At 70.5% G+C, this 20,258-nt stretch carries 22 protein-coding genes; 10 read left to right on the top strand and 12 right to left on the bottom strand.

Annotation, left to right across the window (positions count from 1 at the left end; genetic code table 11):
* Positions 1–21: 21 nt before the first annotated feature.
* Complete coding sequence (locus ACFWN2_RS03330) at positions 22–1,713, bottom strand: hypothetical protein (RefSeq protein ID WP_382424641.1); 1,692 nt, start codon at positions 1,711–1,713, stop codon at positions 22–24.
* A gap of 139 nt (positions 1,714–1,852) precedes the next feature.
* Here ACFWN2_RS03330 and ACFWN2_RS03325 point away from each other — a divergent pair, with 139 nt between their 5' ends.
* The 9 genes from ACFWN2_RS03325 (at position 1,853) to ACFWN2_RS03285 (ending at position 11,132) form a co-directional block, all read left to right on the top strand.
* Positions 1,853–3,037 carry a fumarylacetoacetate hydrolase family protein gene (locus tag ACFWN2_RS03325; RefSeq protein WP_382424640.1) on the top strand — a complete coding sequence of 395 codons (1,185 nt, stop codon included), beginning with the start codon at positions 1,853–1,855 and terminating at the stop codon, positions 3,035–3,037.
* Between the two features lie 66 nt (positions 3,038–3,103).
* Positions 3,104–4,210: a DUF5937 family protein gene (locus ACFWN2_RS03320; RefSeq protein ID WP_382424639.1), complete on the top strand. Its 1,107-nt coding sequence runs from the start codon at positions 3,104–3,106 to the stop codon at positions 4,208–4,210.
* 93 nt (positions 4,211–4,303) lie between these two features.
* A complete protein-coding gene (locus ACFWN2_RS03315) occupies positions 4,304–5,851 on the top strand; it encodes an ABC transporter substrate-binding protein (RefSeq protein WP_382424638.1) in 1,548 nt (515 codons plus the stop codon).
* Positions 5,852–5,929: 78 nt separating this feature from the next.
* A complete protein-coding gene (locus tag ACFWN2_RS03310; RefSeq protein ID WP_382424637.1) occupies positions 5,930–6,760 on the top strand; it encodes an ABC transporter permease in 831 nt (276 codons plus the stop codon).
* A gap of 7 nt (positions 6,761–6,767) precedes the next feature.
* The gene (locus ACFWN2_RS03305; protein ID WP_382424636.1) at positions 6,768–7,709 is read left to right on the top strand and encodes an ABC transporter permease; all 942 of its coding nucleotides are present in this window, start codon (positions 6,768–6,770) and stop codon (positions 7,707–7,709) included.
* 9 nt (positions 7,710–7,718) lie between these two features.
* Positions 7,719–8,579 carry an ABC transporter ATP-binding protein gene (locus ACFWN2_RS03300; RefSeq protein WP_382424635.1) on the top strand — a complete coding sequence of 287 codons (861 nt, stop codon included), beginning with the start codon at positions 7,719–7,721 and terminating at the stop codon, positions 8,577–8,579.
* On the top strand, positions 8,576–9,352 hold the full coding sequence (locus tag ACFWN2_RS03295) for an ATP-binding cassette domain-containing protein (protein WP_382424634.1): 777 nt from the start codon (positions 8,576–8,578) through the stop codon (positions 9,350–9,352). The genes ACFWN2_RS03300 and ACFWN2_RS03295 overlap by 4 nt, the downstream gene beginning before the upstream one ends.
* Before the next feature lie 10 nt (positions 9,353–9,362).
* Complete coding sequence (locus tag ACFWN2_RS03290; protein WP_382424633.1) at positions 9,363–10,682, top strand: alpha/beta hydrolase domain-containing protein; 1,320 nt, start codon at positions 9,363–9,365, stop codon at positions 10,680–10,682.
* A 123-nt stretch (positions 10,683–10,805) separates the two neighbouring features.
* On the top strand, positions 10,806–11,132 hold the full coding sequence (locus ACFWN2_RS03285; RefSeq protein WP_382424632.1) for a hypothetical protein: 327 nt from the start codon (positions 10,806–10,808) through the stop codon (positions 11,130–11,132).
* Here ACFWN2_RS03285 and ACFWN2_RS03280 read toward each other — a convergent pair.
* Both ACFWN2_RS03280 and ACFWN2_RS03275 read right to left on the bottom strand, forming a co-directional pair.
* Complete coding sequence (locus ACFWN2_RS03280) at positions 11,078–11,866, bottom strand: DUF1295 domain-containing protein (RefSeq protein WP_382424631.1); 789 nt, start codon at positions 11,864–11,866, stop codon at positions 11,078–11,080. The two genes, ACFWN2_RS03285 and ACFWN2_RS03280, sit on opposite strands and share 55 nt — an antisense overlap.
* Positions 11,867–11,869: 3 nt before the next feature.
* Positions 11,870–12,307: an SRPBCC family protein gene (locus ACFWN2_RS03275; RefSeq protein ID WP_382424630.1), complete on the bottom strand. Its 438-nt coding sequence runs from the start codon at positions 12,305–12,307 to the stop codon at positions 11,870–11,872.
* An 87-nt stretch (positions 12,308–12,394) separates the two neighbouring features.
* On the opposite strand from ACFWN2_RS03275, the gene ACFWN2_RS03270 reads away from it, so the two are divergent.
* Positions 12,395–13,291 (top strand): hypothetical protein, encoded by an 897-nt coding sequence (locus tag ACFWN2_RS03270; protein WP_382424629.1) that lies wholly within the window; start codon positions 12,395–12,397, stop codon positions 13,289–13,291.
* Positions 13,292–13,296: 5 nt separating this feature from the next.
* Here ACFWN2_RS03270 and ACFWN2_RS03265 read toward each other — a convergent pair whose 3' ends face one another.
* The 9 genes from ACFWN2_RS03265 to ACFWN2_RS03225 form a co-directional block, all read right to left on the bottom strand.
* Positions 13,297–14,079: a hypothetical protein gene (locus ACFWN2_RS03265; protein ID WP_382424628.1), complete on the bottom strand. Its 783-nt coding sequence runs from the start codon at positions 14,077–14,079 to the stop codon at positions 13,297–13,299.
* Positions 14,080–14,134: 55 nt separating this feature from the next.
* On the bottom strand, positions 14,135–14,623 hold the full coding sequence (locus tag ACFWN2_RS03260; RefSeq protein ID WP_382424627.1) for a hypothetical protein: 489 nt from the start codon (positions 14,621–14,623) through the stop codon (positions 14,135–14,137).
* A gap of 75 nt (positions 14,624–14,698) precedes the next feature.
* Positions 14,699–15,613, bottom strand: a complete 915-nt coding sequence (locus ACFWN2_RS03255) for a CPBP family intramembrane glutamic endopeptidase (protein WP_382424626.1) — start codon at positions 15,611–15,613, stop codon at positions 14,699–14,701.
* 76 nt (positions 15,614–15,689) lie between these two features.
* Positions 15,690–16,436 (bottom strand): type 1 glutamine amidotransferase domain-containing protein, encoded by a 747-nt coding sequence (locus ACFWN2_RS03250; protein WP_382424625.1) that lies wholly within the window; start codon positions 16,434–16,436, stop codon positions 15,690–15,692.
* A gap of 81 nt (positions 16,437–16,517) precedes the next feature.
* The gene (locus tag ACFWN2_RS03245; protein WP_382424624.1) at positions 16,518–17,486 is read right to left on the bottom strand and encodes an AraC family transcriptional regulator N-terminal domain-containing protein; all 969 of its coding nucleotides are present in this window, start codon (positions 17,484–17,486) and stop codon (positions 16,518–16,520) included.
* Between the two features lie 57 nt (positions 17,487–17,543).
* Positions 17,544–17,933, bottom strand: coding sequence for a nuclear transport factor 2 family protein (locus ACFWN2_RS03240; RefSeq protein ID WP_382424623.1), 390 nt, complete (start codon positions 17,931–17,933; stop codon positions 17,544–17,546).
* A 19-nt stretch (positions 17,934–17,952) separates the two neighbouring features.
* Entirely contained in the window at positions 17,953–18,678 is a 726-nt protein-coding gene (locus tag ACFWN2_RS03235; RefSeq protein WP_382424622.1) for an iron-sulfur cluster assembly protein, read from the bottom strand.
* Entirely contained in the window at positions 18,675–19,919 is a 1,245-nt protein-coding gene (locus ACFWN2_RS03230; protein ID WP_382424621.1) for an NAD(P)/FAD-dependent oxidoreductase, read from the bottom strand. The genes ACFWN2_RS03235 and ACFWN2_RS03230 overlap by 4 nt, the downstream gene beginning before the upstream one ends.
* Positions 19,916–20,257 carry a Rieske 2Fe-2S domain-containing protein gene (locus ACFWN2_RS03225; RefSeq protein WP_382424620.1) on the bottom strand — a complete coding sequence of 114 codons (342 nt, stop codon included), beginning with the start codon at positions 20,255–20,257 and terminating at the stop codon, positions 19,916–19,918. Before ACFWN2_RS03225 ends, ACFWN2_RS03230 begins: the two co-directional genes overlap by 4 nt.
* Position 20,258: the final 1 nt, after the last annotated feature.

Raw genomic sequence — 20,258 nt, 5'->3', positions numbered from 1 at the left:
CGCGACCGCCTGGCGTCCCGATCAGCTCTGCAGAGCTGATCGCTGAACAGCGTCGGCACTCCCGCCGTTCTCGATGGAGACGTGGTGCCCCCGCCGTAGCTCATCGCGTTCAGCGTCCGGGATAGTCATCGACTCCGCGAGAACGGCGGCGAGCGCGTCCACCTGACCGCGTTCGACGCCGGCGTGGAAGTGCCACCGGATGTTCTCGTCGCGCGTGATGAGGTCGATCGCCGGGCGCGCACCGCTGTCCGGCGCGGAGGGTGCCCGCACGTACCGCACCTGGTCGACCGGGACGTCCTGGTGGATCTCGGCTCGTTCGAGGAAGGTGTTCGTGGCGGCCAGGATGATGCGGCGATCCGTGACGGCGACCAGTGTCCTGTCCGCGGTCTTGTCCATCGCGGCCGCCAGCATGCCCATCGCTCCGCCGACGATCGAGGACAGAGCACCGTCATCGGGCGGTTCGGGGAAGCCGAGGGCCCGCAGGGTCTCACCGTCCTCGAAGAGCCACCGCAGGATGCGGCGGTACGGCTCCGAGTCCAGCGATTCGGGGCCGCAGACGACGTCGGGCGCCTTGATCGGCGGGACGGGCGGGTGCAGGGAGTCGGCAAGGGGCTCGATCGCCTCCAGGAGCCGGGCGGCGATCTCGCGGGCCGCCTTCACGTCCTTCCGCTTTCCCGACAACGGCCACGCGTCGGGGTCGCGGACCTCGGCCGTGATCCGCAGCTCCCGCACCAGCGCGTCGACGAGGCTCGTCGTCGCGGCGAGGGTCGAGTCGAACTCCGCGCGCGTGTCGCGGGCGATGACCTCGGCGTACTGCGCCTCGGCGGCGTCGTCACGTCCCGCGGCTCTCGCCCTGGCGGCGCGCAGCGCGTGGTATCCGGTCCACGCGTTGAGGGAGGACAGCGCGGCGCGGACGTCGAAGGCGATGACCTCGGCGTTGGTCTGCAGGTACTCGCGGTGGCCGCGTGCGTCGGCCCGGCCGATGCGGTTGACGTGGTCGCGGACCTGTCCCTGGTAGAGCTCGAGCTGCTTCTGCAGCAACGGTCCGCTGCCCGCGACGCCCTCCCACAACGACGCCGGGACCGACTCGATCTCCCTGGCCTGATCGAGCGCGCGCTCGACGACGGCGACGAGCCCCGTCAGTTCGGCCCACTGCTCCTTGCGGATGCTGGTGAGGACCTGGTTCGTCACCGCGAGATTGGTTTTGACGAGGCCCGAGACCTCCTTCAGCATCATCTCCAGCGCGACCATGGCCAGTGCCGGCCCGACCGAGGCCGCGATCGGCGCGGCCTTGCTCGCCGTGCTCAGGGGGTAGAAGCGGGCCTGGCTCAGGCCGCCGCGACCGATCACCGTTCCGAGGTAGCCGCCGTCCTTGGTGGCGAGCTTCGCGCCGGCGTTCAGGAGTGCCTGCGTCTGATCGCCGAGCCGGTAAAGCCCCTGCATCTTGGTGAACGCGGTGCCGAGATTGCCGGTCAACGTCGCCGCGTTGCCGATCGAGGCGAGGATCGCCGAGATCTGCCTGCGGTCGGCGGCGGGCACGATCCCGAAGTCGATCAGGTCGGGCTTCAGGTCCGGCGGGACCTCACCCCCGACGACGCCGACACCGGGAAGCACCTCCACCAGGACCGTCGACGCCGGATCGTCCCCGGCAGGTGAGGTGGCATCGCTCCTTTCAGGCTCGGCGATCTCCATCGAGTCCGAAGGAACCTGCATGCGATCTTCTCCCCACGCGCGCAACGGGCCGGCTTCGGTGCTTCATCGTTCTGGGGCAGGGAAAGCGTTACTGCCGCGGCGAACAGTGGTGAGTACTGTGCAGTGACCACGATCCGGCCGGCCCTTCCTAAGGACTTCCATGGGGATCTCGCTCAACGCCGCCGACGTTCTCCCCCGGGACGCCGCGGACGCCGCACTCGTCGCGAGGGTCTTCGACCCCGCTGCGGGCGGGCCTTCCGTCGTGGCGATCCGCGGCGAGGAGGTCGTCGACCTGTCTCCGCTGACGGCGACCGTCTCGTCGCTGCTCGAACGGCCGGACGCGCTGGAGATCGTCAGGAGCCGGCTGGGCGGCACGTCGTGGCCGCTCGCGGAGGTTCTGGCCGCTACTGCGAACCCGGCCGGTGCTGTTCCCCGGTTCCTGGCGCCGGTCGACCTCCAGGTGCTCAAGGCCGCCGGCGTGACGTTCGTCCGCAGCATGCTGGAGCGGGTCATCGAGGAACGCGCCGACGGGGATCCCAGGCGGGCCGAGGAGATTCGCGGCAAGGTGGGCGCGATCGTCCAGGGCCACATCTCCCACCTGCGGCCGGGGTCGGCGGAAGCCGCGGAGGTGAAGAGGGTTCTTCAGGCCGAGGGCCTGTGGTCGCAGTACCTGGAGGTCGGCATCGGCCCGGACCCCGAGATCTTCACCAAGGCCCCGGTGCTCTCGGCGGTGGGACTGGGCGCCGACATCGGCGTTCTCGCCCGCTCGGCCTGGAACAACCCCGAGCCCGAGCTCGTCCTGGTGGTGAACTCGCGCGGGAACCCGGTCGGCGCGACGCTCGGCAACGACGTCAACCTGCGCGACTTCGAGGGCCGCAGCGCCCTGCTGCTCACCGAGGCGAAGGACAACAACGCCTCCTGCGCCATCGGGCCGTTCCTGCGGCTGTTCGACGACGGGTTCACACTGGCGGACGCCAAGGCCACCGAGATCGCCCTGGACGTCACCGGCCCCGACGGTTTCGCGCTGCACGGCGTGAACCCGGTCTCCGAGATCAGCCGGGAGCTGGAGGACCTCGTGTCCCACGCCTTCGGCGCCCACCACCGCTACCCCGACGGCTTCGTGCTGTTCACCGGCACGATGTTCGCCCCGACCGAGGACCGCGACCAGCCCGGAGAGGGCTTCACCCACAGGGTCGGGGACGTCGTGCGCATCTCCTCTCCCCGGTTGGGCGCGCTGACGAACGTCGTGAACACGGCCGAGGACGCGGAGGACTGGACGTTCGGCATCACCGCGTTGATGGAGAACCTGGCCGCCCGCGGTCTGCTGGGCCGTCACGGAAGCTGAGCGAAAAAGGTCTGCCCCTGGAGTTCCACCGGCCGTGTCCGGGAGCGACGCCTAGACTCCTCTGCCATGTCCGTCCTGTTGCGACTGCACGGCGTCCGCCCTGCGGAGGTGACGGCCCGGTGTTCGGTGGTGGCCGAGCTCATGGCGTGCCTGCACGTGCTCGCGGAACCGGAACACCACCCGGACCGGACGGCGTGGGCGCGGCGCGTGATCGCCGACCTGCCCGCACCCGCCGCGGCGGACTGCGTCGCGTTGGCGCCTCTGTGGGCGCGGTTCCGCACCCGGTTGTTGCTGCCGCTGGAGTCCGGCGGTGCCGGTGACCTCGACGCCGAGCTCGGGCGGATCTCGGAGCTGGACCTCGGTGAGTTCGTACAGATGGCGGGGATGGCGGTCTTCGGTCTGCGGCAGAACTTCAGGTGGCCGCTGGACGACGCCGCCAGCGCTCAGGAGTTCGTGAGGGCGTGCGCGGAGCGGTCCACGCGGCGCGGGGTGCTGGCCGCCGAGCTGGTGGCGGACCCGGAGAGGTTGCGGGGGCGGCTGATCGGGTTGCTGCTGGGGGCCTCGGAGACCTTCTTCGGCGCGTTGTGGCAACGGGTTCGTCCCTCTCTGGAACGGTCTGCGGAGCGGGTCGGGGCGTCGTTGCGCACGGAGCCGTTGCCGCTGGTGATCGGGTCGCTGGCGGCGAACTCCGTCATCGACGTGGCCGAGCACACCGTCGAGTTCAGCAAGCTGCAGCAGTCGGCGGTGTCGGTGCGGGGACGTGGGCTCGTGCTCGTGCCGTCCCACTTCGGGCGGCCGCACCTGCTCGTCAAGGACGACAAGGTGAAGGGCAGGCCGCCGCAGCTGCAGCCGCCCGTCGTGGTCCAGTACCCGGCCGAGCAGCACGGACCGCGTGGGGCCGACACGCTCGACAAGATCCGGGAGCGCCTGCTCGTGCTCACCGACGCGGGGAGGCTGGAGATCTGCCGGCACCTCATCAACGAGCAGTGCACCACCACCGAGCTGGCCTGGCGGACGGGGATGACGCAGCCGCAGGTGTCGCGGCACCTGCGGCGCCTGCGCGAGGTGGGGCTGGTCGAGTCGGCACGGCACGGGCGCACGGTCCAGCACCGCATCCAGACCAGCAGGCTCTACGGGATCGGCTACGACCTGGTCGCAGGCATCGTCGGCTGACCATTACCGCGCCCGCGGTAACTCCGGGCGCTCCCGAGCGGGAGCGGACGCATACTGGGCGCCACTCGCCGCCCGACGTTCCCAGGAGTGCCGATGAAGACGCTTCGCCAGGTGCTCGCCGTCGCGCTCGTGGTGTCCACAGTGGCCGGTTGTGCCGCGAAGGCCACTGTGGACACGTCCACGCCTCGCCGTGGTGGGGAGCTGGTGGTCGCGAGCATGCCGACCGCGCTGGACCCCGTGTACTCGACGCTGCGCAGCAACTGGCTCGCCGCCGCGACGATGTGCGAAGGGCTGTGGGAGAACGACGCCCGCATGGGCGTGCACAACGGGTTGGCGGAGAGCTACGAGTACGACGGCGCCACCACCTACACGGTCCGGCTGCGCGCCGGTGTCACCTTCCACGACGGTCAGCCGTTGCGCGCCCTGGACGTTGCCGCCTCGCTGAGGCGGTACGCCGGAAGCAGTCCCGGCGCCACCTTCGGCAAGATCCTCGACTCGGTCTCCGCCGCCGACGACCTGACCGTCGTCATCAGGCTCAAGCAGCCCAGCTCGGCGGTGCCCGCGCTGCTGTCCACTCCGGACACCGCCGCCTACGTGATGCCCGCGTCGCTCGTGGCCGACGTGCCGTCGAACAAGCCGTTGCCGCGCATCGTCTGCACCGGACCGTACAAGCTGCGCGAGTTCATCCCTGACCGGCAGGTCGTCCTCGACCGCTTCGACGGCTACACCGCGCGCACCGAGAAGGCGGACGGGGCCAGCGGGGCGAAGTCCGCGTACGCCGACCGCGTGAAGTTCGTGCCCTACAACGAGTCCAACGTCCTCAACCAGCTGCGGACCGACGCCGTCGACATCGCGCCGTCCGGTCCGCTGATGGACCAGCTGCCGAGCTACCGGCGCGACGACAAGCTGAACCCGGTCGTCGTGCCCGGCGGGCAGTTCCGGATCGTGCAGTTCAACCTCAAACAGGGGCCGGCGACGAACCTCAAGCTGCGCCAGGCGGTTCAGCGCGCGCTGGACCCGAAGCAGATCGCCCTGCAGAGCCTCGGCTCGACCGAGAACTTCATCAACGACTCCGCGATGTTCCTGGAGTCCTCGCCGTGGCACTCGACCGCCGCGAGCGAGATCTACAACTCCGCTCCGGACGTGGAAGGCGCGAAGAAGGCGCTCGCCGATGCGGGGTACGACGGCACGCCGCTGCGCGTGCTGTACCGGCCGAGCCGCGACCCGCACGCCGAACTCGTCCGCCAGCAGCTCGCCGCCGCCGGCATCAACGTCGCCCTGCAGGCCACCGACGAGACCAGCTTCACCTCGCGCCGCGCCGACCCCGCGCAGTGGGACCTGTTCCTCGCCACCGGAACCAGCTACTCGGACCCGCTGACCGTGGTGTTCTTCAGTTCTGGCTTCCCGGGCTGGTGGAACACCCCGGCGAAGAACGCGCTCATGAACCGCATCCTCTCCGGCGCGGACGACGCCGCCCGGCAGGCCGCGTGGACCGAGCTGCAGGAGCTCGTCTGGACCGACCTGCCGTTCGTCAAGCTCGGTTTCGAGGGGAACCTCGCCGTCACCAGCACGCGCATCGGCGGGTTCGCGCCGGCGCTCGGCACGGTCCGCGGCTTCTACAACGTCTGGCTCGGTCGCTAGTGGCCGGTGCAACTCGCGCCTGAGTCGCACCGCCGGCGTCGCGTCACGGACCACCAAGCCTCGCACCTAAGGAATCCCATGCTGCGACAACGTTTCCAAGACCTGGTGCGCGACCGGACCGCGATGGCGGGCGCCGCGCTGCTCGGGCTGATGGTCGTCCTCGCCGTGCTGGCCCCGCTGCTCGGCGGCGACCCCTACCGGGTCGATCCCACCAGCACGTTGCGCCCGCCCAGCGCGAGCCACTGGTTCGGCACCGACGAGAAGGGCCGCGACCTGTGGACGATGGTGGTCCACGGCGCCCGCACGTCGCTCGCCATCGGCGCCGTCACGACCGCGATCGCCGTGCTGACCGGCTACGTGCTCGGTGTGCTGTGCGGGTACTTCCGGTGGGTCGACGCCCTGGTGATGCGGGTGGTGGACGGCCTGATGTCGTTCCCCTCGATCGTGCTGGTGATCAGTCTGGTCGGGGTGCTCGGCGACGGGATCGCCACGATGGTCGTCGGTCTTACGGTCGTGCTGATCCCGGTGGTGACCCGCGTGGTGCGCGGTGCGGCGCTCGCGGTGAAGGCGATGCCGATGGTGGAGTCCACGACCTCGCTGGGCTCCCGGACGAGCTGGGTGCTGCTCCGCTACGTCGCGCCGGAAGCCCTGTCCGTGGCGATCGTGCAGGCCGCGCTGGCGTTCTCGGTGACCGTGCTGTCGGTCGCGGCGCTCAGCTTCCTCGGCATCGGGCTGCCGCCGGACGTGCCGAGCTGGGGCACCAGCCTGTCCGCGGCCCAGCAGTACTTCTACTCGGCCTGGTGGATCGGGGTGTTCCCGGGACTCGCCATCGTGGCCACCGTGCTCGGGCTCGTGCTGCTCGGCGACGGCCTCCGCGACGTGTTCGACCCCCGGTCGGCGAGGAAGTGAGTACCCCGTGACCAACTACCTGCTCAAGCGCCTCGGCGCGCTGCTGCCCACCGTCGCCGTCCCGATGGTGCTGTTGTTCGTCATGCTGCGCCTGGCACCCGGTGACCCGGCGGCGGCCATCGCCGGTGACTCCGCGACCTCGGAGGAGATCGCGGAGGTCAGGACGAGGCTCGGGCTGGACGCCTCGCTGTGGGAGCAGTTCCTCACCTGGATCGGCAGGGTGGCGCGGTTCGACTTCGGCGACTCGTTGTTCGCCGAGCAACGCGTCTCGGGTCTGGTGTTCGACCACGCGCTGGTGACGCTGCAGCTCACCGTGCTCGCGCTCGCCGTGGCGGTGCTGATCGGACCCGCGCTCGGCATCGCGGCGGGGACCCGCAGGCACGGCCTCCTCGACCGGCTGCTGGTCTTCGGCTCGTCGATCGGCATCGCGCTGCCCAGCTTCTGGCTCGCCGTGCTGCTGATCGCGGTGTTCGGCGTGGTGTGGCAGGTGTTCCCGGTGGCGGGGTACGTCTCGTTCACCGAGGACCCGCTGCTGTTCCTGCACCACCTGGCGCTGCCCGCGATCTCACTGGGCCTGCTGGAGGCCGCCACGCTGTTCCGCTACGGCCGGGCGGGCGTGCTGGACTCGCTGCACCAGCCGTTCGTCACCACCGCACGCTCGATGGGACTGCCCGAGCGCACGGTGATCCGCAAGTACGTCTTCCGGGCGGCCGTGGTGCCGATGGTGACCGTCGTCGGCCTGACCACGGGCTCGTTGATGGGCGGGGCCGTGGTCACCGAGTCCATCTTCTCGATCCCTGGCCTGGGGCAGCTCCTGCTGACCGCCGTGCAACGCCGCGACTACCCCGTCATCGAGGGCTGCATCTTCTTCATCGCCGTGGTCTACGTCCTGCTGAACCTGGTGATCGACCTGCTCTATTCGCTGCTCGACCCGCGCATCCGCTACTGAGGAGTCGGCGTGCACACCACATCTGAACCAGTACTGCGCGTGTCCGGCCTCTCCGCGCGCATCGGGGACCTCCCGTTGGTGCGGGAAGTCGGCTTCGAAGTCCACAGTGGACGAACCCTCGCCGTCGTCGGTGAGTCCGGGTCGGGCAAGAGCATCACCGCCGCGGCCGTGATGGGCATCCTGCCGCCCCAGATCACGGCGGAGGGCTCGGTGTTCTTCGACGGCAGCGAACTGCTCGGCGAGCCGGCGGCACGGCGTCGCGCTCGTGGCGGCGCGGAGATCGGTTACGTGTTCCAGGAACCGATGAGCGCCCTGCACCCGTTGCTGCGCATCGGAACCCAGATGATCCGGCCGCTGCGCCACCACCTGGGGCTCGGCAGACGTGCGGCCCGCGACCGCGCCCTGGAACTGCTGGAGCAGGTCGGCCTGGGTCGCGAACGGCGGGTGCTCGACGCCTACGTGCACGAGCTGTCCGGCGGGATGCGCCAGCGCGTCATGATCGCGATGGCGATCTCGTGCGGTCCCCGGTTGCTGCTGGCGGACGAACCGACGACGGCGCTCGATCCCACCGTGCAGCAACAGATCCTGCGGTTGCTGGTGCGGCTGCGGGAGGAGCTCGACCTCGCGCTCGTGCTGATCAGCCACGACCTCGGGCTCGTCGCCCGCTACAGCGACGAGGTGCTGGTCATGTACGACGGACGGGTCGTCGAACAGGGACCGACCGCGCAGGTCATCTCCGAACCCGCGCAGCCCTACACCCGCGCGCTGATCGAGGCGGCGCCCCGGCTGGGCCGCCGGCTCGACCGGCTTCCCACGATCGACCGCGCGGTGCTCGACGAGACCCGTGCCGTGGCAGGAGGTGCGCGATGACCGTCGTGCTCGATCTCGACGCCGTCGGCAAGGACTTCTCCTCCGGCCCGTTCTTCGCGCGCCGCCGCACGGCCGCCGTCACCGAGGTGAGCCTCCAGGTCCGCACCGGTGAGACCGTCGGGCTGGTGGGCGAGTCCGGCAGCGGCAAGTCGACGCTCGGCCGCCTGGCGGTCGGCCTGCTCTCCCCCGACCGCGGGCAGGTGACGGTGCGGGGACAGTCGCTGGATTCGTTGCCACCGAAGAAGATGCGCCCGTTCCGGCGGACGATGCAGATGGTCTTCCAGGACTCGTCGAACTCGCTGAACCCGAGGATGACGCTGGAGGACCTGCTCGTCGAACCGTTCCGGGCCCAGGACCTGCACATCCGCCCCGAACGGCGCCGGCGCGCGGCCGCGCTCGCCGACGAGGTCGGGCTGGCCCGCGGTGGGCTCGGCCGGCTGCCGCACGAGTTCTCCGGCGGGCAACGGCAGCGCATCTCGATCGCCAGGGCGCTCGCGCTGGAGCCCGAACTGCTCGTGGCCGACGAACCCGTCTCCGCGCTCGACGTCTCCGTCCAGGCGCAGATCCTCAACCTGTTCAAGGACATCCAGCAGGCGCGTGGCTTCGCGATGCTGTTCGTCTCCCACGACATGGCGGTGGTCGAGTTCATCAGCGACCAGGTCGCCGTGATGCGCGCCGGGGCCCTGGTCGAGTTCGGATCCCGTGACGACATCTTCGACTCGCCGCGGGAGGCCTACACCCGAACCCTGCTCGACGCCGCGCCCACCCTCTGAAAGGACATGCATGACCGTCAACGCGGCCATCGTCACCGGCCCGCACCCCGACGTCCCCGGTTCCCGCGCGGTGGTGCTGGAACCGTACGGCACCGACCGGATGGCGAGGTACGACTACGTCCAGGAGGAGTTCCTCGTGTCCGGCACCGCCGCCGGAACTCCCTACGGCACCAGGATCCTGGTCCGCCGCCCCGCCGACCCCGCGCGCTTCAGCGGCACCGTGATCGCCGAACCGAGCCACATCTGGGGCGGTACCTCGGTGTGGCGCGCGATCAACCGGTTCGTCATGCGCGGCAACCACGTCTGGGTCGAGATCGACTCCCAGGCGCCCTCCGCGATGGGGCTGATCGCGAACGCCGACCCGCGGAGGTACCGGTCGTTCACGTTCGCGGAAAGCCCGCTGTCCCAGCAGTTCGCCGCCACCATCCCGTTCTCGCCGGACGCGGACTACGCCGACGTCGTGGCGGAGTACGACAGGTTCATGCGGCGGTGGTGGGACGCGACCCCGCAGTCACCGGAGATCCTCGCCCAGGTCTCGGCCGCGTTGCGCGAAGGACTGCCGGGGTTCCAGGCGCGCAGGGTGTATCTCGGCGGCATCTCCCAGACCGGCGGTGTCGTGCGCGAGTTCATCCGCCACCACCACGACCGGCTCCGGCTCGCCGGCGGCGCGCCCGCCTTCGACGGCTACCTGCCGGGAGCGTCCGGCGGTCCCGCGCTGCCCGACGTCGACGTCCCGGTGATCGAGGTGCTCGGGGAGGCCGAGTTCCAGAGCGTCCGGCGCCGCTGCGGGGTCGGCGGTCAGGTCAGGGGCCTGAGCCACCGCCGTCCCGACAGCGCGGCGTTCCGCCTGTACGAGGTCGCCGGCATGGCCCACCGCGAGACCCGCGAGATGTCCGCCGCCGACCGCGACCGGCTCGCCGGCTGCCCGCTCCCGGCAGGCGCCCGCTGGAGCACGTTCCCCAACGGCCACGTCCAGCACGCGATGTGGCAGGCGCTGCTGGACTGGTCCGGCACCGGACGCGTTCCTGTGCCCGGCAAGGTGCTCGCCACCGCCGGCGACACCGACGAGATCCTGCGCGACGAGCACGGCAACGCGCTGGGCGGCTGGCGGACCACCCACGTCGACGTGCCCACCTCCACGCTCACCGCCGCGACCCCGCTCGGGCGCCCCAGCTGGTACCACGGCAACGAGATCCCGTTCGACACCACCGTGTTCGAGCACCTCTACGGCAGCGTCGACCGGTGGCAGCGCAGGGTCGCGGACCGGCTGGAGCAGTACCTGCACGAGCAGACCTACCTGCCGATCGACGCCGAGGAGCTGCGCCGGTGACTCTCGTCCCGCCTGCCTGACGTCGTGCGTCGGTCCCTGTCACGACGGGACCTTGTGCTCTGGGGTGGCTGCTCCGTGCGACGCAAGGTGTGGGGGTTCGCATGGACCCAAAGGAGGCGCGTGGTGCACCACACCCGTGAGAGACTCACGCCCATCTCGATCACCCAGTACTTCGACAGCGTCGTCGACGCTCTCGCCCGTCAGGGCATCGACGTCGCCCAGGTCGTCCTGGAGCTCACGCCGACGCGTCCGATGCGCGGGCAGGTGGTCACCGGGCTCGGGCCGGTGCTGCGCTGGCGCGAGGACCTCGGATGGAGCAACGGCGCCAGGAGCACCGGCGCGGCCGCTCATCCCGGCGAGGTCGCCGCGCTGGTCGAGCAGCCGCATGGCCGGGGTCAGGTGCTCTTGGGTGATGGCCAGGGGAAGAAGAACGCGACGCGGTCCTGGTAGTCGCGGTATCCCGGACGGTCCCGCATCCGCTGCTCGGTGCGTTTCGCGCCCGTGGCGAACATCAGCAGGTAGCTCATCAACGCGGGCGCCGGCAGCGTCCACCCGGCCGGTGACGACGCCGCCGCCGTGAGCCACGCCCCGTCCCAGACGAGGGAGTCGCCGAGGTAGTTGGGGTGCCGCGACCAGCCCCACAGACCCGTGTCGAGCACGTCCGGCCGGTCGTCCTTCTTCGAGTACTCGGTCTTCTGCCGGTCAGCCAACGCCTCGACCACCGCGCCGCCGACCATGACGGCCAGCCCCGCGGGCGCCAGCCAACGGCGAGCCGAACGCGGAAGAGCGCTGGCCGCCGCGACCTGCACCGGCAGGGACACCAGCAGCTGGCACACCCCCTGCGTGACGAAGACCTTGCCGATCACGGTCGCCGTCGAGTCCCCGTCGAGGAACTCCGTGTAGCGCGGATCCTCCTTCTCGCTGCCGCGGACCCGCTTCAGCATCTGGTGTTCCAGCCGCACCGCCCACGCCGTCACCGCGGCGGCCAGAGCCCACCGCCTGCGCGCGTCACCGCTCCCGGCCAGCGCTCCCGTGACCGCCACCCCGGCGAGCCCCGGTCCCCAGGCGACGTCGGCGTAGTCACGACGCCCCTTGCGCAGGGCCACCACCGCGGCCGTCGCCTGGATCGACGCGACGGCCGCGGCGGACAGCGCCGCCACCCGGCGCAGGTTCGCGAGGTCCACGGACTACCTGGCCAGCCCGTTGAGGACCTCGGTCATCTGCTTCTCGGTGTCGTTGCCGAGCTTCTCGAACACCACCTTGCCCAGCGGCGCCGCGAGCTTGGCGACACCGTTGAACTCCAGGTCGTTGGTGTAGGTGATGCTCGACCCCGCGCCGCTGGGCGTGACCTCGATGGTCTCGGTGGACGTCGCCGTGTCGTTGCGTCCCACCAGCACGATCCGGTCGCCGGCGAGCTGTTCCAGCGTGTAGGTCAGCTCGGTCGTGATGCCCGCGATCTTCGAGGTGTTGTGCCAGTTCGCGCCCGGCCGGACCGGTCCGCTGTCGTTGCGGGTGCAGCGCTCGGTGCCGGGATCCCACTGCTCGGCGTTGCCGAAGTCGGCCAGGTACGGCACGACGACCTCGGGCGGGGTCTCGACGGTGAACGTGCGGGACACGGTGGTCATGGTTCGAGCCTTTCCTCGGATACCGGGTCCGAGTACCCGATGTGGCAGCGCCGACACGTCGCGGGAGGCGATGGGATGATGCCCGGCATGTCGGAGGTCGATCTCTTCGGTGCGAGCCGTGAGCGGTATTTCGGCCCGTTCGACGGTGACGGGACCTTCTGCGTCGGCAACGCCGACGAGTGCGACCACCACACGGAGGACGGTGCCGTCCGGATCCCGTGGGGACGTTCGCCCCGGCCAGAGGACGTGGCACGGATCCGCAGCCTGGCCTTCTGCCCGACGACGGCCCAACTGGGCAAGGCGGTGCTGCCCGCCTACCTGCCTGACCTGGTGAACCTGGAGTCGCTGACGCTGCCCGCACGACTCGTGGCACATCTGAGGTCGCCGACGCTCAAGTCGCTCGTGATCGGCAACGACGACGGGCAGGCCCCGCCGGTCCCGTTCGCCGCCGACACCGCCCTGCCCGGACTGCGCGCGCTCATGTGGGTCAGCTCCTACACGACGCCGCGGCTGCCGCAGGTGGTCGACCCGCTGCCTCCGCTCGGGTTCCTCCGCACCAACGTCACCGGCGACCACGCGGTGCTGCGCCAGCTCGGGAAACTGCCGTCGTTGCGGCACCTGGAGTTGCTGGACCTGAAGAACGCCGACGTCTTCGACCACCTGGTGGCGCCGCTGCGCGTGCTGGAGATCGGCGGCACCGGACGCGACTTCCCGGTGGCTCGCCTCGCCGCGATCCCCACGCTGGAGTCGTTGCGCCTCAACGGGATCCGCGCCGAGATCGACTGCGCGGTGTTCCCGGCGCTGCCCGGCCTGGTCCAGCTGACCGTCCTGAACTCGAAGAAGGTCGTGAACGTCGAGGCGCTGCTGGACTGTCCGAAGCTGACGAACGTCGTGTTCGTCAACTGCGGCAACCCTTTCAAGAAGGACGGCAAGGCGTTGTTCAGGTCGAAGGGTTTCGCGAACCTGGCCATCGACCACTCGTAGGGCGCTCAGTCGAGCCCGAGCCCCGGGAACCTCTCCGCGGTGGTCGCCATGCCCGGCCGTTCGCTCCACGCGCGGTACTGGAGCTCGTCCGGGCCGATGATCCCGTACGCCTCGTGCAGTGCCGCGACGCAGGCCCGCGCCAGCTGAGCGAACTCGTTCGCGGGCGCGGTGTGCCGGAGCGAGGACGTCCAGTTGGGTTGCGCGACGTCCGGCGGGGTCCAGTCGAACCTGCGCAGCTGGAACTCGTCGGCGTCGTGCACCACGTCCGTCCCCGGTGCCTCCGCGTCGAGCAGCCTGGGCCCGCCGGCGAACTGCACGTACCGCCTCGGGTCGGCCGCCGCGTGGACGATGAGGAAGACACCCTCGGTCACGTCGGCGAACGTGTCGGCGAGGCGTTCGGCGAACCGGTCCCAGTCGTGAGCGATCTTCCACGGCATCGGGACCGGCGTGAGCGTGGTGGTGAACTCCAGCTCCTGGTCCTCGAACGCGATCGGCTTCTCCAGCGGTGCACGGTGCTCGCGCCGCTCGAAGCCCTCGGCGCCCGCCCTCGGGTCGCGCGTGGTCACCACGTACTCGTTCGCGGTGTTGGTGACGACCTCGACGGCCATGCCGCGATAGGTGCCGGGGCGGGCGAGGTCGTAGCAGTCCAGCACGTCGTCGTGCGCGAGCTGCCTCGTGAACGAGCGGCGTCCTTTCTGGACGAACGACTCGTCGACCGGTTCGCTGGACGAGATCCACCACTTGCCGGGCATGTGCTGCAGTCGGTACGCGACGTCGCGGTACCGCACGAAACGTCCGGGTGGCGGAAGGCGGTCGGGGTTCACAGGTGCAGAGCCTTCCGTTCTAGCCGCGGGTCTTGTCGGAGTTCCTGAGGTCCTCGACGATCTGCTGCACGGCGTCCTTCACCTCGTCGGTCGCCGGGATCTCGAACACCGCGACCCGCACGTTCCACCGCCCGGCCACGGCGTGCAGAGAGTACGTCTGGCCCTCGACCGTGCCGGCCGTGCACGCCTTGGTCTCGACGTCCAGCTTGCCGTCGGTGCAGAGCATCGGCGTCAGCCGTTCCGACTCCTCCGGGCTCGGGTAGGCGACGATCCCCACGCTGAGCGCCTTGCGTCCGGTCGAGACGAAGACCTGGCAGCCGTCGGCGTCCACGCCGTTCACCTCGGAGACCACGAGGTCCTTGGTGATGACCGCGAGCGGTTCGGGCTTCAGCAGGCCGGGACAGCCCGCCTCGACCTTGTCGGCGAGCCCGGCGGGCACGTCGGTGCCGCACGCGGTCGTCGTCATGAGCACGAACGCCGTCAGGACGGCCGCGAACCTGGTTCTCACTTGCTCCCCATGCGTTGCCCCGCGCCTGCTGGTTCGGCGCGGGGTGAAATGGTCGCACGGCACCGGCCACGCACCTCAGACGGCCGCCTGGACCTTCCTGTCGGCGCTCTCGGTGTAGCCGAGGCGACCCTTGGTGACTGCGATGACGATGAGTCCCAGCAGCCCCAGGCCGAGCGCGGGGCCCCAGAGGATCTCGTCGCCGGCGTCGGGGAAGAACTCGGAGAACGCGACGGACTGGAAGTTGTTGATCGAGCAGTGCAGCAGCATGACGAGGGGCAGGCTCTGGCGTCCCTTGTTGTAGACCAGGGTGATCAGGAAGCTCATCTCCATGGCCACCACGGCGAAGCGCACGATCGTCTCCGGCGTGACGTCGGGGCCCGCCCACGGCGTGAGGAACAGCGGCAGGTGCCAGATGATCCACAGGACGCCCAGGACGAACGTGGCGACCATCGGGTGGTGGCGCTGCTGAAGTCGGCTGAGGGCGAAGTCGCGCCAGCCCGGTTCCTCGGCGAGGCCGGTGGTGAAGAACTGGAGCACCAGCATCGGCACGTAGATGGCCAGCACCATCAGCGACGGCACCTGGAAGCCTTCGGCGTCGGTCACCGCGAGCGTGCCGAGCAGGACCGCCACGGGCACGGCGAACAACGCGAACGCGTACCAGCCGGCGCCGGCGCGGAACTGGAAGAGCCGCCTGCGCCACCGCCGCAGGCCTTCGCGGCCCTCGGTGACGGCGGTGACGGTGAACGCGGCGGCCAGCGGGCCGAGGTACGCGCCGGGCAGGATCGCGGTGAGCTGGTTGCCCATCACCAGGTCCGGGTACCGGAAGTGCAGCACGCCGAACCCGTCCAGCGACAGGATGTAGGGCAGCCAGGCCACCCAGCTGATGCCGTTGGCCAGGGTGAAGAACGCGATCAGCGGGAAGCGCCGGACCAGTGCGCGCCAGCCGGTGGAGGGGGCGTGGCCGGAGCCCGCCGCAGGGGTCGAAGTCATGAACGGAACACTAGAAATCGATCTTGCGGCGGTCAGTGCAGTGGAGGGGCGTTCTCGGGGTGGAGTCCGCTCTACCTCAGGACGCCGCGGTGTCGTGGACCTCGCGGATTTCTGGCGTGGACGCCGCCGTGTCCTGGACCAGCCTTTCGGCGAGTGCGCGGGCCGAACTGGGGTTCTGTCCTGTGTAGAGGTTGCCGTCCACGACCACGAACTCCGCCCAGTCCTGCGGCGCGCGGCGGTAGCGGCCTCCCTCGGCCCTCAGCCTGTCCTCGACGAGCCACCTGGCCAGCGGCGCGGTGCCGACGGCGTGCTCCTCGACGTTGCTGAAGGCGGTGACGTCGCGCCCGCTGAAGAGCCAGTCGCCGTTGTCGTCGCGTGCCGGGAGCAGTGCGGCCGGGCCGTGGCACACCGCGGCGACCGGCTTGCCGGCCTCGGTGAATCGCCGCAGCAGGGCGCCGAACGTGTCGGAGACGGCGAGGTCCTCCATGGGCCCCCAGCCGCCGGGGACGAAGACGACGTCGAAGTCGGTGACGTCGAGGTCCTCCAGTGCGAGGGGTGTGTGTCGCTGCCCGATCGACTCCAGGTGCAGCCGCACCCGTTGCGCCTCCTCGGCGCTGCCGCCGTGGTGCTCGGGGTCGAAGCCGGCCGGGTCCGGCGTCGGCTTCACCCCGCCAGGGGTCGCGAGGGTGATGTCGAATCCCGCGTCGGCGAAGACCTGGTACGGCGTGCTCAGCTCCTCCGGCCAGTAGCCGCTCGGGTGCCGTGTGCCGTCGGCCAGGGTCCAGTGGTCGGCGCCGGTGACGGCGACGAGAACGTGGGTCATGAGAACGTCCTTCTGAGTTATTGGCGCGCGCCGACGGCGGAGCACCTGGTCACCAGGTGCTCCGACTTCGTGGGACGTGCGTCAGTTGGCCTGGTCGAGCCTGCCGACCGGAGGAAGCTCGCCGCTCGACAGAGCGTCACCGAACGCGCGTGGCGTCACGCCGAAGCGGTCGCGGAACTCGTTGATGAAGTGCGAGGTGCTCCGGTAGCCGACCGCCTTCGAGATCTGGGTGACGTTCGACTCGTCCTCGACCAGCAGCTCGCGGGCCCTGTTGAGCCGCATGTCCTTCACGAACTGGTACGGCGAGCGGCCGGTGACGTCGCGGAACAGGTGCGAGAACGCCGACGGGCTCATGAACGCGCGCTCGGCCATGTCGTTGACGCTCAACGGTTCCGCGATGTGGTCGCGGACGTAGGCGATGATCGCGCTGACGGGGTTGTTGGCGCTCTCCCGCGCCGCCCGGCCGACCAGCCTGGAGTACTGCTCGGCCTGCAACGCGCGGTAGACGATCTCCTTGAGGTACGTCGGTGCCAGGACCCGCCGGTCCGCGCCCGTCGACAGCGCGCGGAGGAAGCGCAGGATCGCGTCCATCATGTCCCGGTCGAGCGCGGAGACGAACGAGGGTGGCACGGCCTCTGCGGGCTCGCGGGTGAACGCCGTCGTCTGGCGCTCCATGATGATGTCCGAGGAGATGCTGCGCACGAGGTCGTTGTCGAGCTGCAGGCCGAACGACAGGAAGGGCTTCTCCTGGCTGGCCTCGACGATCTCGGTCAGGAAGGGCTCGTTGCCGCTGATGGCCAGGTAGGTGAACGGGTCGTAGTAGTGCGCGACCCCGCCCTGCGTGACCCGCTTGCGGCCCTGGGCGATCACGCACAGGTGCAGCTCGCGGACCTCCTCCCACAGCGGGGCCACGGGCTCGTCGAACCGGTAGATCGTGAGACCCGGCCACAGCCCGTCGTTGGTCCCGACCTGGTCCGCGCGGGACTTCAGCTCCCGGACGAGGTCTCCCGAGCTGATCCGGAACTCCAGCGGGTTGAGGAAGTCGGTCATGCACACCTCCAGGTCGTTCGCCTGCACCCTACTCCTGCGTTTGCCGTTCTCCGCTGGTCAGAACGGGTCAACGATCTTCCAGTACGAGTCCTTGCGGGCGATCTTGCCGCCGCGGAACTCCCAGAGGTCACAGCCGCGGGCCTTCACCGCCGTGCCGTCCGCGGCCGTGCCGGTGACCAGCCACTCCGACACGCCCAGGTCTCCCTGGACCCGGTGCCGGTCGGCGGCGTAGTGCACGTCGGGGATGGCGGCGAAGCGCGCGGCCAGGCCCTCCCGCACGGCCTGCTTGCCGACCAGGCGGCCGCCCCACGGCTCGGGGCCGCGCGAGGTGTCGAACGTGCAGTCTTCGACGAAGAACTCCATGATCGCGTCGAGGTCGTGCGCGTTGAACGCGTCCATGATTGCGTTCAGGGTCGCGACGGACATCGTGCTTTCCTGCACGGTCATTGCTGTCTCCCGAAGAGGGTCAGAAGGCGGAGAAACCGATGGCCTGGAGCTGCTCGCGCCCGTCCGCGCTGATGTCGGCCGGCTTCCAGGCGGGCAGCCACTCCCACTCCAGGACGAAGTCGCGTCCGGCGAGAACGGCGTGGACGTTGCGCTCCATCACCGCCGTCAGCGGGCACGCCGCCGACGTGAGGGTCATCGTGATGGTCGCGATGCCGCCGTCGATGCGGACCTGGCGGACGAAGCCCAGGTCGACGACGTTGACGCCGAGGTCCGGGTCGATGACGTCGTAGAGCGCCTCGCGGACCGCCAGCTCGGCCTCGGTCTCGGGAACGTGCTCCCGGACCACGTGTGCGCGTGGCGGCATGACCGGCGCCGCCTCCGCGACCGCCGCCAGTCCCTTCGGCCGCAGCACGATCGTCACGTCGGCGGTGGGACTGCTGATCCAGTCCGCCACGCCGTGGGCCTTGCGCCGGATCCGGACGATGTCCTCGGCCTCCACGGCGGTCCCCGCGGCCAGGACCAGCGCATCCGCGGCCAAGCCTCGTTCCTGGGCCCGGACGAGCGCCTTGTCGAGCACGCGCGCGAGTTGCTCGCACGTGACGCCCGGACCGAACCGCAGCCGGGCGCGGGCCTCGCCGGCGGGCCTGCCCAGCACGCGGTTCAGCGCGGCCAGCGCCTCGTCCCGCGCGATCCGGACCTGGTCCTCCCGGACGGTGATGTCCACGGCCTCGATCACAGCGGTCATCGCGGCGACTCCGTTCGTCGTTGCCGCGGCCGCTGCGGCAGCAGGCTCCTGAGGTCGAACCCGTCGTCGGCGAGCTGGCCTGCGGAGACCTCGTGGGGCACCGCGAGCAGCTTGCGGGTGGTCATGAGGTCCTGGGGCCGGTCGAGGGTGACCACGGCCGTGACCCGGCCGCCTTCGAGCGAGAACACCGAGAACGACCGGTCCTCGACCGAGCCGCGGAGGACCTTCGTCGCCTCCGCGCCCGCGTGGCCGACGGACTTGATGCTGTGGTCGTACTGATCCGACCAGAAGTAGTGGGTGTCGGTGAACGGCACGGCCTCGCCCAGGAGGTTCAGGGCGGCGTTGGCGCCGTGGCGCATCGCCGTGTCGTGGTGCTCGACCCGGACCGCGTGGCCGTAGGCCGGGTGGAACCGGGAGGCGACGTCCCCGATCGCGAACACGTCCGGCGCGCTCGTGCAGCCGAACTCGTCGGTGACGACGCCTCCGTTCACCTCGATCCCGGCTCCCGTGGCGAGTTCGGTGTTGGGGATGGAGCCGACGCCGACGAGCAGTTCGTCGCACTCGACGACCTCGCCGTCGCGGGTCCGCAGTTCCAGCCCGGTCGCCGTCTCCCTCATCTCGGTGATCAGCTGCCCGGCCCGGATCTCGACACCCCTGTCGCCGTGGACGCCCACCATCGCGGCGCCGAACTCGGGCCCCAGCGCACGCGCGAGCGGCAGCGCCTCGGGTTCGAAGACCGTGACCCGGACCCCGCGCGCGGCGGCGACGGCGGCGACCTCGCACCCGATGAAGCCCGCGCCGAGGATCACCAGGTGGCGTCCCGGTCGCAGGCGGGCGCCCAGGCGTTCGGAGTCGGCGACCGACCGGAGCGAGTGCACGCGGTCCCCGGTGAAGCCCGGCAACGTCCTGGCCCGCACGCCGGTGGCGAGGACCAGGGCGTCGTAGGCCACCGTGCCGCCGTCGGACAGGCGGACCTCGTGGGCGGCAGGGTCGAGCGCGTCGACCCGCGTGCCGAGGAGCACCTCGACGTCGTTGCCCGCGTACCAGCCCTCGGGGTTGGCCTGGAAGTCCCCGACCCCGAACTGCCCGGCGAGGTACTGCTTGGACAGCGGCGGGCGCTCGTAGGGCAGGTGCAGCTCGTCGGAGACGAGGAGCAGCCTGCCGTCATAGCCCGCGGCGCGGAGACCCGCGGCGGTGGCCGCCGCCGCGACCCCGCCGCCGACCAGCACGAACCTGCTCACCGCACACGCACCGAGATCGCACCCTCGTCGTCGACCTTGCAGTCGTAGCCGACGAGCGTCGCCGTGGACGGGTTGATGCCCTTGGCCGTGCACACGTCGAACTCCCAGAGGTGCTGCGCGCAGGTGAGCTTGCGGCCGTCCAGCTCACCGTCCGCCAGCGGCCACTCCTGGTGCGGGCACCGGTTCTGGTAGGCCAGCACGTCGCCGTCCATGTTCACCAGGAGGACGGACTTGCCCTCCACGTCGACGGCGAGCATCTCGCCTTCCCAGAGCTCGTCGAGGTGCGACACCTCGTGCCACTTCTTCTCGGTGAGCTCCTCGGTCACGGCCTCAGTCATC

The organism is Lentzea sp. NPDC058436 (assembly GCF_042721515.1).
Taxonomy (GTDB): Bacteria; Actinomycetota; Actinomycetes; order Mycobacteriales; family Pseudonocardiaceae; genus Lentzea.
Note: the sequence above shows the minus strand (reverse complement) of the source record. Positions and strands in the feature narration are given on the sequence as shown.